This window comes from Pimelobacter sp. 30-1, assembly GCF_018831735.1.
Lineage (GTDB): Bacteria > Actinomycetota > Actinomycetes > Propionibacteriales > Nocardioidaceae > Nocardioides.
This window is the reverse complement of sequence record NZ_NHTS01000006.1, coordinates 615,729-628,887: the sequence shown is the minus strand read 5'-3', so window position 1 is coordinate 628,887 and position 13,159 is coordinate 615,729. Positions and strand designations below refer to the sequence as shown.

Sequence of the window (13,159 nt, the reverse complement as noted above, 5' to 3'; positions counted from 1 at the left end):
GCCGGTGCGGTTCGACGAAAGCCGGCGTCCGTCCGCCGCCCTAGGCTGCGCCCATGCAGGGGATCGCGACGTGGCTGGAGGAGCGGCTGCCCAGGCTGCTGGAGGAGCACGGCGTGCCGGCGGCCGCCGTCGCGGTCGGGTACGGCGACGAGGTGGTCGATGCGGCCGCCGGGGTGCTGAGCACGGCGACCGGCGTCGAGGCAACGACCGACGCGATCTTCCAGGTCGGCTCGGTGACCAAGGTGTTCACCGCGACCCTCGTCCAGCAGCTGGTCGCCGAGGGGCTCGTCGACCTCGACCGCCCCGTCCGGGACTACCTGCCGGGCCTGCGGCTCGGCGACGACGACGCGGCGGCCGGCACCACGGTGCGCCGGCTGCTCACCCACACGGCCGGCTTCGAGGGCGACGTCTTCACCGACACCGGCAAGGGCGACGAGTGCCTGGCGCGCTATGTCAACCTGCTGGCCGGCGTCCCCCAGCTCTTCGCGCCCGGCGCGATGTGGTCCTACAACAACGCCGCGTTCTGCGTGCTCGGCCGCCTGGTCGAGGTGCTCCGCGGCCGGCCGTATGACGCCTGCCTGCGCACCCACCTGCTCGACCCGCTCGGCCTCCAGGCGGCCACCGATCCCTATGAGGCGGTGCTGCACCGGGTCGCCGTCGGTCACGTCGCCACCGCCGCCGACACGACGCTCCACCCGACGCCGACCTGGGCGCTGGCCCGCTCCAACGCCCCGGCGGGATCGATGCTGGCGATGCGCGCCCGCGACCTCGTCGCCTTCGCCCGGCACCACCTGACCGAGCCCGGCCTGGCCGGCATGCGCGCGCCGCAGGTGGCGCTGCCGGCGCTGGGCCAGGGCGCCGCCTGGGGTCTGGGCTGGGAGCTGTTCCGGCTCGCGCCGGACCTCGTGGTCGGTCACGACGGCAACACCATCGGGCAGTCCGCCTTCCTGCGCGTGCTCCCCGAACCCGGCCTGGCCGTCGCGGTCCTGACCAACGGGGGCGACGGCAAGGCGTTGCACCGGGCGGTCGCCGGGCACGTCCTGCGCGAGCTGGCGGGCACCGACCTGCCCGCCGTACCGGCGCCGGTGCCCGGCGCGACGCTGCCCGCCGACCTGAACCGGTACGCCGGCACCTACGCCTCCGTGGTGGGCGAGACCGTCGTGCGCGCCGACGAGCACGGCCGGCTGTGGCTCGACCGCCGGCCGCTCGGCGAGCTCGCCGAGATCGACGAGCCGCCGTACGCGACCGAGCTCGTGGGCTGGCAGGGCGACACCTTCTGGCCGGTGACGGCCGACGGCGGGGCGCACCAGCCGGTCGCCTTCGTCGGGGACGACGGCACCGGGCGGGCGGCGTACCTGCACACCGGACGCGCCGACCGGAGGGTCCGGTGAACGAGCTGCACCGCCGCGCCGTCGTCGCGGACACCCACAACGACCTGCTCTGCGCCGTGGTGGCGCGCCCTGTCGAGCGGTGGGCCGGCTACTTCCGCGACCGGTGGCTGCCGCAGCTGCGCGCGGGCGGGGTGGACCTGCAGACGCTGCCGGTGTTCGTCGAGGACGCCTACCGGCCCGAGGGCGCGCTGCGCCGGACTCTCCGGATGGTCGAGGCCGCGCACCGGATCGCCGAGGGCAGTGCCGACGAGGTCGCCCTGTGCCGTGACGGCGCCGAGATCGACGCCGCCCTCGCGAGCGGCCGGATCGCGCTGGTGCTCGCGCTCGAGAGCGCGCCCGGCGTGGGGGAGGACGTCGAGCTGCTGCACACGCTCTTCCGGCTCGGCGTGCGCGTCGCCTCGCTCGCGCACTTCGGCCGCACCGCCCTGGCCGACGGCAGCGGCGAGGACCAGACCGGCGGCCGGCTGACCAAGCCCGGCGCCGCCGCCCTCGCGGAGATGGAGCGCCTCGGCCTGCTCTACGACGTCAGCCACCTCGGCATCGCCGGGGTGGAGCACGTCCTCGAGCTCGCCACCCGTCCGGTGATCGCGACCCACTCGTCGGCCCGCGCGCTCTTCGACCACCACCGCAACCTCAGTGACGTCCAGCTGAGCGGGATCGCCGCCGGCGGCGGGGTCGTGTGCGCCAACTTCTTCGCGCCCTTCCTGCACGCCACGGACTACTCGATCGACCGGCTCGTCGACCACCTGGAGCACCTCGTGGGCGTCATGGGCGTCGCGCACGTCGGGCTCGGCCCGGACTTCCTCAAGGAGGTCCTCGCCGACACCACGCCGCCCTGCTGCGAGGTCGACACGGTCGAGGGTGTGCCCGCGGACGCCTACCTGCCCGGGCTGGAGGGACCGGCCGGGCTGCCCCTGCTCACCGAGGCGCTGCTGGGCCGCGGCTGGGCGGAGACCGACGTGGTCGCCGTCCTCGGGGGCAACGTCCGCCGGCTGTACGCCGCCGAGCTCGGTCGCCCTGCATGAGCGCCTTCGTCCCCGCCGACGAACCGCACCCCCCAGGTCGGGCGGGCTGCACCAACATCGAGCGTGACGCCCGTCGCACCATCGTGCCGTGGCCTTCGAGAGCAGCGTGAGCGGCGTGAGCGGCGCCGGCAACGCGGTGAGCACCGCCCCGGCGCCCGCGACCGAGCGGGTGCTGACCGTGCGGGACCTGTCGGTCGAGATCCGCCGCGGCGACCGCGTCGTGCGGCCGGTGTCCGGGATGGACCTCGTGCTGCACCGCGGCGAGACCCTCGGCATCGTCGGTGAGACCGGCTCGGGCAAGTCGATGACGGGCCTGGCGATCATGGGCATGCTGCCCTCCGGCGGCCGGATCACGAGCGGCTCGATCGACTTCGGCGGCTCCGAGCTGGTCGGCCTCCCGGCCGCGCGCTACCGCGGGATCCGCGGCAACGACATCGCCATGGTCTTCCAGGACTCGCTCACCTCGCTCAACCCGACCCGGCGCATCGGCGACCAGGTCGCCGAGCCGGTCCGGCTGCACGAGGGGCTGTCCCGGCGCGAGGCCGGCAAGCGCGCCGAGGAGATGCTCGCCCTGGTCGGCATCCCGCGTCCCGCCGAGCGGATGGACGACTACCCCCACCAGCTCTCCGGGGGCATGCGGCAGCGGGTGATGATCGCGATGGCGCTGGTCTGCCAGCCCCAGGTGGTCATCGCCGACGAGCCGACCACCGCGCTCGACGTCACCATCCAGGCCGAGATCCTCGACCTGCTCGACGGGCTGCGCGCCCGGCTCGGCATGGCGATGATCCTGGTCACCCACGACATGGGCGTCATCGCCCGGCACGCCGACCGCGTCGGCGTCATGTACGCCGGCCGGCTGGCCGAGACCGGTCCCACCCCGGCGCTGTTCGAGCGGACCCGGCACCGCTACACCCAGGCCTTGCTCGCCTCGATCCCGTCGTTGACCCAGGACCGCGGCGCGGAGCTCTACAGCATCGGCGGAGCCCCGCCCGACCTCAGCGTGCACGACGTCGGCTGCGGGTTCGCCCCGCGCTGCGCAGCGGCGAGCGACCGCTGCCGCGCCGAGCAGCCGCCGCTCGTCGAGGACGAGCGGCCCGGGCACGCCTTCGCCTGCTGGCACCCCGCCGACGGCCCGGTCGAGCGGACGCCGGTCCGGCTCGCCGAGCGGCCCGCGACCGCGGGCGCCGAGCCCGGGGGAGCGCCGCGGCTCCAGGTCCTCGACCTGCGCCGCGAGTACCCCGCCGGCAGCGACGGCTGGTTCGGCGGGCGGCGTACGGTCAAGGCGGTCTCGGGCGTCAGCTTCGAGGTCGCCGCCGGCGAGACCTTCGGCCTGGTGGGGGAGTCCGGCTGCGGCAAGTCCACCCTGGGCCGGATGCTCGTCGCCCTCGACCGCCCGACCTCGGGCGAGGTCGTCTTCGAGGGCGTCGCGGTGAGCGCCGTGCGCGGGCGCGAGCTGGGTGAGCGCCGGGCCCAGCTGCAGATGATGTTCCAGGACTCCAGCGCCGCGCTCGACCCGCGGATGCGCATCGGCGCGATCCTGCGCGAGCCGTTCGCCATCCACGGCGTCGGCACCCGCGCCGAGCGCACGTCCCGCGCCCGTGACCTCCTCGACGACGTGGGCCTGCCGGGCACCGTCCTCGAGCGCTTCCCCCACGAGCTCTCCGGCGGCCAGCGCCAGCGGATCGCGCTCGCCCGCGCGCTCGCCCTCGACCCGACCGTCCTCGTCGCCGACGAGCCGGTGAGCGCGCTCGACGTGTCGATCCGCTCCCAGGTGCTCAACCTGATGCGCCGGCTCCAGCGCGAGCGCGGCCTGAGCAGCGTGGTCATCTCGCACGACCTCGCCGTCGTGCGCTACCTGTCCGACCGGGTCGGGGTGATGTACCTCGGCAAGCTGGTCGAGTCCGGCAGCGCCGAGGAGGTGTACGCCGCGCCGGCGCACCCCTACACGATCGGCCTCCTGGCCGCCGTCCCCGGCGAGGGGGCGTCGCACGACGGCACCAGCCGGATCCACGGCGAGCTGCCCAGCCCGATCGACCCGCCGAGCGGCTGCCGGTTCCGCACCCGCTGCCTGCTCGCCACCGAGATCTGCGCCGAGGTCGAGCCCGAGACCCGCGCCCTCACTCCCACGCACAGCGTGGCCTGCCACCACGCGAACGGAGGCGTCTGACCATGGCCTGGTACGTCATCCGGAGGCTCGCGGTCTCCGTCCTGGTGCTCCTCGGCATCTCCGCCGTCGTCTTCTTCCTGCTGCACATGGTCTCCGACAGCCCGGGCCGCGTGGTCCTCGGCCAGCGCGCCTCGCCCGAGGCGGTCGCCGACTTCAACCAGAAGAACGGCTTCGACCGCCCCGTGGTGGTGCAGTACTTCAGCTACCTGGGCCAGCTGCTCCAGGGCGACCTCGGCCGCTCGTACAAGCTCAACGAGAACGTCGGCACGCTGCTCCAGCAGAACGCCGGGCGCAGCGCGATGCTCTCGCTGGCCGGCCTCGTCGTCGCCCTGCTCATCGCGATCCCGCTGGGCGTCCTCCAGGCGGTGCGGCGCAACAGCGTCGTCGACCGGGTCGCGACCGGCCTGGCGTACGTCCTCTACGCGACGCCGGCGTTCCTGCTCGGGCTCGTCCTGATCGCGGTGTTCAGCCAGCAGCTCGACCTGTTCCCGGCCGAGGCGTCGCAGTCGCACTCGCCGTGGGTGGTGTTCACCGATCCGCGCTCGATGGCGCTGCCGGTGATCACGATCGCCGCGACGAGCATCGCGATCTTCAGCCAGTACCAGCGTTCCTCGGCGCTCGACCAGCTCGGCCAGGACTACATCCGGGTCGCCCGGGCCAAGGGCCTGCCGGAGCGGCTCGTCGTCACCCGGCACCTGCTGCGCAACGCGTGCCTGCCGGTGATCACCCTCGTGGGCACGATGATCCCGGTGCTGCTGGCGGGCAACCTGATCGTGGAGTCGCTCTTCAATTACTCGGGGCTGGGGCTGCTGTTCCTCAACAGCCTCCAGCGCGAGGACTATCCCGTGCTGCTGGCCTACACGCTGATCGGCGGGGTGCTCACCGTGGTCGGCAACTTCATCGCCGACATCGCGGTGGCGCTGGCCGACCGCAGGATCGAGCTCGCGTCATGACCGCCGCCGACCGCACCGCCCCCGCCGACCGCACCGACGAGCCCGTCGTCATCCCCGAGCCCACCTCGGCCCGCGCCGCGCTGCGCCGGCTCAAGCACCACCCGCTGGGCCTGGTCGGCTTCGGGATGCTGCTGCTCATCGTGGCGTTCTGCTACCTCGGGCCGCTGTTCTGGAAGACCAACCAGACCGACGTCAACCTGCTCGACGCCGCGCTGCCGCCGGGCCCAGGGCACCCCCTGGGCACCGACACCAACGGCTTCGACGTGCTCGGCCGGTTGATGGAGGGCGGCCAGGTGTCGCTCCAGATCGGCCTCCTGGCCGCGCTCTTCGCCACCACCATCGGCACCCTGTACGGCGCCGTGGCCGGTCTCGCGGGCGGCGTGGTCGACGGCTTCATGATGCGCCTGGTCGACGTCCTGCTGTCGGTGCCGTTCCTGTTCTTCGTGCTCATCCTCTCCGCGCGCTTCCACGCCAACGCCTGGACGCTCGCCCTGGTGATCGGCGCCTTCTCGTGGCTGATCTCGGCCCGGCTGGTGCGCGGTGAGGTGCTCACGCTGCGGGTGCGCGAGTACGTCCTCGCCGCCAAGGTGATGGGCGCCTCGCGCCGGCGGATCATCCTGACCCACCTGATTCCCAACGCGATGGGCGTCATCATCGTCAACATCACCTTCCAGGTGGCCGACGCCGTCCTGGTCGTGGCCGCACTGGGCTTCCTCGGCTTCGGGCTGACCTACCCGACGACCGACTGGGGGAGCCAGCTCGCCAGCGGTGTCACGTACATCTCCGCCGACTACTGGTGGCTGATCTATCCCGTGGGCGGCTGCATCATCCTCACCGTCCTCGCCCTCAACCTGCTCGCCGACGCCCTGCGCGACGCCGTCGGGCGCAAGGCGGACTAGGTCAGGATCCGCCCGTGGCCGACTACTACGCGACGCCCACGGACGGATCCTGCCCCCCTTCAGCACCGGCTGTCGGCCCGGACCGACGTACCCGCGAGGAATCGTCGGGCCGGACGAACCAGCCGCACGACGCCTGCAGCATCTTCGATGCACAACCCACCAGCACTAGGAGCCAGACAATGAACCACCTGCCTGGACAGCGACGTAGCCGCCTCGGAGTGGCCCTCGTCGCGGTGGTCGCCCTCCTCGTCTCGGGATGCTCCGGAGGCGGAGCATCGACGAAGGACGTCGCCAAGAAGTACAGCGCGATCCCCGACGAGACGGGCAACCCCAAGGACGGCGGGACGGTCACCGTCGCGCTCACCCCGGGGCTCAGCCCGAACTACATCTACCCGTACCCGCCGGCCTCGGCCAACGGCACGGTCATCGCGCGCGGCCTCCTGTGGCGCGCGCTCTACCGCCCCAGCGGTGCCGGCGACCAGGTCGTCGACCAGGAGCTCAGCATGGCCGAGCCGCCGCAGGTCAGCGCCGACCGCACGAGCGTCACCATCAAGCTCAAGGACTACCAGTGGTCCAACGGCAACCCGGTGACCGCCGACGACGTCGTCTTCTCGCTCGACCTGCTCAAGGCCGCGCTGGCCGAGAGCCCCGGCAACTGGAGCTTCTACACGCCCGGGCAGTTCCCCGACGGCGTGAGCGCCGAGGCCACCGCGGCCGACACGGTGACGCTGCGGCTGGAGAAGGCCTACAACGAGTCCTACCTGCTCTCGATGCTCGCGCTGCTCTACGTGATGCCCTCGCAGGACTGGGCGATCGCCAAGGAGGGCGGCCCGAAGCTCGACTTCACGGACCCGAAGAACGCCACGGCGATCTACAAGTTCCTCACCAAGCAGTCCGAGGACCAGTCGAGCTTCGCCACCAACCCGCTGTGGCAGGTCGTCAACGGCCCCTACCGGCTCAAGAGCTTCGACTCGACCACCGGCTCGTTCTCGCTGGTGCCCAACCGCGACTACAGCGGGCCCGGTGACTCCCGGCTCGACCAGGTGGACTTCAAGGCGTTCACCTCCGCGGCCGCCGTGCTCAACCAGTACAAGGCCGGCACGCTGACCGTCGGCACGCTCGACTCGAGCTTCGTCACCGAGATCGACAAGCTCAAGAAGGACGGCTACCACGTCTACGGCGCGCCCGCCCCGGCCCGCTTCGACGCGCTGACCATCAACTTCGAGAACACCGTCGACGGCTTCGACAAGGTCATCGCCCAGCCCTACGTGCGCCAGGCGCTCCAGCACCTCATCGACCAGAAGGGGTACGTCGAGAGCCGCGGCATCTACAACGGCGCCGCGTCCGAGAACTACAGCACCGGCGGCGCGGACTCGCCCTACCCGCCGGCCTTCGGCGACAAGGCGCCCTACCCGTACGACCCGGAGGCGGCCGAGAAGCTGCTGACCGACCACGGCTGGAAGGTCGACCAGGGCGGCCGGACGACCTGCGAGAACCCGGGGACGGCGGACGGCCAGTGCGGTGCCGGCATCACCCAGGGACAGGCGATCAGCTTCACGCTCGCCTCGGCCAACACCCCGGCGTACGTCGGCGCCCGGGACGTCGCCTTCGTCTCCGAGGCCAAGAAGGTCGGCATCGAGGTCAAGGTCGTCACGAAGTCGCTCAACTACATGTACTCGAACTACGGCAACTCCTTCGCCCCGGCGAAGAAGAACGAGTGGGCGATGCAGGACTACGGCCCGCTCTACCTGGCCGCGGGCTACCCGAGCAGCAACACCGTCTTCAACACCACGGGCAGCTTCAACCTCGGCTCCTACAGCAACAAGGACGTCGACAGGCTGATCGAGGAGTCCACCTTCGGGAAGGACCCGGCGGTGCTGGCCGACGAGGTCACCACGATCTCGGAGGACCTGCCGGTGCTCTTCTTCCCGACCCCGCACACGCTGGTGGTCTGGAAGGACACGCTGTCGGGACCGCCGTCGTCGTTCCAGTCGCTGCTGAGCTTCCTGTACACGCCGGAGCTGTGGTACTTCCACGAGTGATGAGGACCGTCGACCTGAGCGCGCTGCGCACGCTCTCCGAGGGAGCGCGCGTGGTCGCGCTCGGCGAGGCGGCCCACCACGTCGCCGAGCTCCACGAGCTCCGGGACCACGTGTTCCGGATGCTCGTGGAGCAGCACGCCTTCACCGCGCTGGTGCTGGAGTCCGGCTTCGCCGAGGGGCTCGACCTCGACGCGTGGGTCGCCGGACGCTCCGGCGGGCCGGTCGAGACCGCGGCCGCGGGGATCTCCTACGGCTTCGGTGACGCCGTCGAGGTGCACCGCCAGCTCACCTGGATGCGCGAGCACGGAGGGCTCCGCGTCTACGGCATGGACCTCGCCGGAGGCTCGACCTCGCCGGGACCGGCGGTCCGCGCCCTGCTGCGCCGGATCGCCGCGGAGCCGGGGGACGCGGACCTGCTGGCCCGCAGCGACCTCGGCGGCAGGGTCGAGGCCGCGGTCCGCTTCGCCGGGCTGGACGACGGCGCGCGCGAGCGGCTGCGTGCGGACCTGCGGGCGCTGGCCGCCCGCGGGCTCGCCACGGGCGACCCGGTCGCGGAGCGGTTGGCCGCATCGGTGCGGGCCTTCGCCGACGACGAGGACCGCGACGCCTTCATGGCCGACACGGTGCGCTGGGTGCTGGAGCGCGAGGAGCGGGTGCTCGTCAGCGCGCACGACGGGCACGTGCAGCGGGCGCCCTTCGACGGCGTACCGACGCTCGGCGGGCTGCTGGGGGCCGGGCTCGACGACGACCGCGACCTCGTCGTGGTCGGCACGACCTTCGCCTCCGGGCCCGCGGTCCGGATCACCGATCGCTCGCCGCGCCCGTTCGACTGGGCGGTCGCGCTCGACGAGGGGGTCGCGTCGCCGCCGGTCGACGCGGCACGGAGCGGCTTCGACCTGGTCCTCGACCTCGGTGAGGTGCACCGGGTGCCGGGCGCGTTCGAGCGGCTGGAGCGCGACCTCGCGGCGCCGTACCCGCCGACGCGGACCGTCGACGTCATCGCCACCCAGGCGGGGGTCTCGGTGCCCGACCCCTATCGCTGGCTGGAGGCCGAGGACGACGAGGTCCACACCTGGCAGCGGCGCCAGGCCGAGATCGCGACCGGGACGATCCTCGGCGGCCAGGACCGCGCGGCGCTCACCGCCCTCGTCGAGAGGTACGACGCCGGCGCCCGCCCCGACCTGCCGAAGCACGCCGCGGGCCGCTGGTTCCGCGCCGACGGCGCCGTGGTCGTCGTCGCCGACGAGCCGTTCGGCCCCGGCCGACCGGTGCTCGCGCTCGCCGGGGGCGAGGTGCTCTCGTGGCTGGCGCCCGCCCCGGACGGGCGGATCCTCGCGATCGGTGTGTGCACCGACGGCAGCGAGCACAACACGATCCGGCTCGTCGACGTCGCGTCGGGGGAACGGCTGCCCGCGCCGCCGCAGGTGCTGCACAGCGCCTGGGCCGGCGGCGCCTCGTGGCAGGCCGACAGCGGCGGCTTCTGGTTCTTCGCGCTGACCGGGACGCCGGAGGAGTTCGCCCAGGCGACCTTCCACCACACGCTCGCCACCGCGGAGACCGTCGTCGAGCCGGTGCCCGTGCCGGACGGCTCGCGCGAGTACACGCTCGTCCAGCCCTCGGCCGACGGGCGCTGGCTGGTCGCGAGCCACCGCGTCGGCAGCCCGGTCCCGGTCGCGGTGCGGGACCTGACCGCGCCCGGCGCCGGGGCGTGGCGGCCGTTCGTCACCGGCTGCACCGGCACCGTCGCCGGTCACGTCATCGGCGACCGCTACGTCGCCGTCACCGACGTCGGGGCCGCCCGGGGACGGGTGGTCGCGATCCCGCTCGACTCCGCGACGCCCGCGGACCCGGCGACCTGGACCGAGCTCGTGCCCGAGGGGCCGACCGTGCTGCGCACGCTGACGCCCGTGGGGGAGCACCTCTACCTCGGCGAGCTCGACCGGACGTTCGCCCGCATCCGGGTGCTCGACCGCACCGGTGCGCCGGTCGGTGAGGTCCCGCTGCCGGGCCGCGGCGCGGTCGCGGCGCCGTTCTTCGCGCTCACCGGACTCGCCACCGGGGCGCCCGCTCCGGAGCACCTCTTCGCGTTCTCGACGCTGACCACCTCGTGGAGCGTGCACCGGCACCGGCCGGGCGCCCCGACCGCCGAGACCCTGGTCGCGCCGGCCGTGACGCTCGACGCCACGGTCGAGGCCGGGGAGGCGCCGGCCGCCGACGGGACGCTCGTGCCGTTCCACGTCGTCCGGCCCGCGGGCGCGGACGCCGGGCTCCCGGCGCCGACGCTGATCACCGCCTACGGGGCGGCCAACGTGCCCACGCTGCCGTCGTACCAGCCGGACCTGGCGGCCTACGTCGCCGCGGGCGGCACGCTCGTCCAGGCCTACCTGCGCGGGGGTGGCGAGCTCGGCCGCGACTGGTACCTCGCCGCCCACCGCGCGACCAAGCACGTGCGCGACGACGACCTCGTCGCCGTCGCCGAGCACCTCCTCGCCAGCGGCCGTACGACGACCGACCGGCTCGCCGTCACCGGCGGCTCCGACGGCGGCCTGATGTGCGGGGTCGCCCTCACCACGCGGCCCGACCTGTGGCGGGCGGTGCTGCCGCGCGCGCCCCTGCTCGACCTCGTCGCGGGCATGCGCGACCCCTACCTGGACTTCGTGATCCGCAAGGCGTGGGGCGATCCGGACGACCCGGCCGACGTGCGCCGGATGATCGGGCGCTCGCCGTACGAGCTGGTGCGACCGGGCGTGCTGCCGGCGGTCTACGTCCAGGCCGGCGCCAACGACCCGCGCTGCCGCCCGTGGCACGCGCGCAAGCTCGTCGCGCGGCTCCAGGCCGCCCAGCGGGGCACGGCGCCGGTGCTGGTGCACGTCTTCGAGAACGCCGGGCACGGCGCGGCCACCGGGCACGACGTGGTGGTCGCCCAGGACGTGGAGTGGCTCGGCTTCCTGGTCCGCGAGCTCGGGCTCGGCGCTACTCCGCCGACGTCGCGCTGAGGTCCATCAGCCGCAGCTGGAGCATCGCCGCGAGCCGCGCGTTGGGGTCGGCCAGGTCGAGGCCGCCGACCTCGGCCGCGCGGCGCAGCCGGTAGCGGAACGTGTTGGCGTGGACGTACATCGCCGCCGAGGCGATCGCCACGTCGCCGAACGCGTCGAGCCAGGCCCGCAGCGTGTCGACCAGGCTGCTCTGGTGCGCGCGGTCGTAGGCGACGAGCCGGGCGACCGGGCCGCTCGGCAGGTCGCCCTGGGGCACCCGGTCGGCGAGCTCGAGCAGCAGCGCCTCCAGGTGGACGTCGTCGAGCCGGGCGACCTGGCGCCCGGTGACCCGCGAGCGCAGCACCCGCAGCGCGCGGTCGGCCCCGGAGCGCGACCGCTTGAGCGCGGCACTGCCCGGCGCGAGCGGGCCCACGCCGACCAGCGGCCGCAGCCGCGAGTCGACCCGGGCCAGGAAGTCCGCCGCGATCTCCGCGGCCCGCTCCTCGCCGCCGCGGGTGACCGGCAGGATCCCGTAGGCGACGTCACCGACCAGACCGGCGGCGCTGCGCGGGTGCACGGCGGTGAGGTGCAGTGCGAAGGCGTCGGCCAGCCGCTTGCGCTCGACCGCGAGCTGGGCCGGCAGCGGCAGCTCGGCGCCGGAGCCGACGACGGTGAGCGCGAGCACCACCGAGGGCTCGTCCTTGAGGCCGAGCCGGCGGATCGTCTCGGGCGTGCGCGGACCGCTCTCGAGTGCGGTGCTGATCAGCTCGGCGCGCAGCCGGCGCTCGACGTCGGCGTCGGCGCGCTGCCAGACCATGTGCATCGCGACGAGCTTGGCGGCGTCGTAGAGGGCCTGGCCGCGCTCCTCGTCGAAGGGCTCGGCCGCGACCGCCCAGATCGTCCCGAGGATCTCGTCGCCGGCCCGGACGGCGATCGCGGCGCGCCCCTGCTCACCGTCGGCGATCGGGCCCACCCAGACCGGCCGGTCGCTGCGGTAGATCTCCTGGAAGACGCCGCGCTCCTCGAGCGTGCGTGTGTAGTCCTCGGGCACCTGCCGGCGCAGGATCGTCTGCACCCGCCAGGTGTCGACCTCCTCCTGGCGGCTGGAGAACGCGAGCAGCCGCGAGTTGCGGTCCTCGATGGTCACCGGCGCGTCGACCAGCGCGGCGATCGCGTTGGCGACGGCGAAGAGGTCGTCCATCCCCGACTGGTAGCCGACGACCTGGCGCAGCCCGGCGCCCGCACGGCCCAGCGTCCCCGCCGGCACGACGGGATCGCCCGCGTCGGGCGCGGGCTCGTCGGCGGTGAGGGTGCGCAGCATGCCGGCGAGCTGGGTCCACGACGCGCCGCGGGCGAACGCGAGGACCGGCACCCCCGCCCGTCGTACGGCGGCGCGGAGGTGGTCGTCGGCCTCGACCGGCCCGCGCACGACCAGCCCGATCGCACCCTGCGCACCGAGCTGACCGACCACGTCGGCGATCTCGCGCGTCTCGTGCAGGCCGACCCCCAGCACCAGCGCACGCTCGGGCAGCTCGGGCTCGTCGAGCGGGTCGTGGATGACGATCCCGCCGATGCCCGCGGCCCCACCGGCCCCGCCCGCCTCGTCGGCGCGCTGCACGTCGCCGCACACCACGTCGAGCAGCGTCGTACCGAGCTCGGCGAGGACGCGCGCCAGCCCGGCACGGGGGAGGTCGGCGGCGCTCACGT

The 13,159-nt window shown here is 73.8% G+C and carries 8 protein-coding genes; 7 read left to right on the top strand and 1 reads right to left on the bottom strand.

The features are described 5' to 3' along the window. The first annotated feature begins 53 nt into the window (after nucleotides 1-53). The 7 genes from CCO04_RS17910 to CCO04_RS17880 all read left to right on the top strand — a co-directional run bounded on the left by CCO04_RS17910 (nucleotide 54) and on the right by CCO04_RS17880 (nucleotide 11,473). Nucleotides 54-1,391: a serine hydrolase gene (locus CCO04_RS17910; protein ID WP_215815469.1), complete on the top strand. Its 1,338-nt coding sequence runs from the start codon at nucleotides 54-56 to the stop codon at nucleotides 1,389-1,391. Continuing rightward, entirely contained in the window at nucleotides 1,388-2,416 is a 1,029-nt protein-coding gene (locus CCO04_RS17905) for a dipeptidase (RefSeq protein WP_215815468.1), read from the top strand. The genes CCO04_RS17910 and CCO04_RS17905 overlap by 4 nt, the downstream gene beginning before the upstream one ends. 88 nt (nucleotides 2,417-2,504) lie before the next feature. Continuing rightward, nucleotides 2,505-4,583: an ABC transporter ATP-binding protein gene (locus CCO04_RS17900; RefSeq protein ID WP_308281321.1), complete on the top strand. Its 2,079-nt coding sequence runs from the start codon at nucleotides 2,505-2,507 to the stop codon at nucleotides 4,581-4,583. A gap of 2 nt (nucleotides 4,584-4,585) precedes the next feature. Beyond that, a complete protein-coding gene (locus CCO04_RS17895; RefSeq protein ID WP_215815467.1) occupies nucleotides 4,586-5,536 on the top strand; it encodes an ABC transporter permease in 951 nt (316 codons plus the stop codon). After that, on the top strand, nucleotides 5,533-6,435 hold the full coding sequence (locus CCO04_RS17890) for an ABC transporter permease (RefSeq protein ID WP_215815466.1): 903 nt from the start codon (nucleotides 5,533-5,535) through the stop codon (nucleotides 6,433-6,435). The genes CCO04_RS17895 and CCO04_RS17890 overlap by 4 nt, the downstream gene beginning before the upstream one ends. Before the next feature lie 179 nt (nucleotides 6,436-6,614). After that, nucleotides 6,615-8,477 carry an ABC transporter substrate-binding protein gene (locus CCO04_RS17885; protein WP_215815465.1) on the top strand — a complete coding sequence of 621 codons (1,863 nt, stop codon included), beginning with the start codon at nucleotides 6,615-6,617 and terminating at the stop codon, nucleotides 8,475-8,477. After that, nucleotides 8,477-11,473 carry a prolyl oligopeptidase family serine peptidase gene (locus CCO04_RS17880; protein ID WP_215815464.1) on the top strand — a complete coding sequence of 999 codons (2,997 nt, stop codon included), beginning with the start codon at nucleotides 8,477-8,479 and terminating at the stop codon, nucleotides 11,471-11,473. The genes CCO04_RS17885 and CCO04_RS17880 overlap by 1 nt, the downstream gene beginning before the upstream one ends. Here the strand turns inward: CCO04_RS17880 and CCO04_RS17875 are convergent. Beyond that, nucleotides 11,451-13,157, bottom strand: a complete 1,707-nt coding sequence (locus tag CCO04_RS17875) for a CdaR family transcriptional regulator (protein ID WP_215815463.1) — start codon at nucleotides 13,155-13,157, stop codon at nucleotides 11,451-11,453. The genes CCO04_RS17880 and CCO04_RS17875 overlap by 23 nt on opposite strands. Nucleotides 13,158-13,159: the final 2 nt, after the last annotated feature.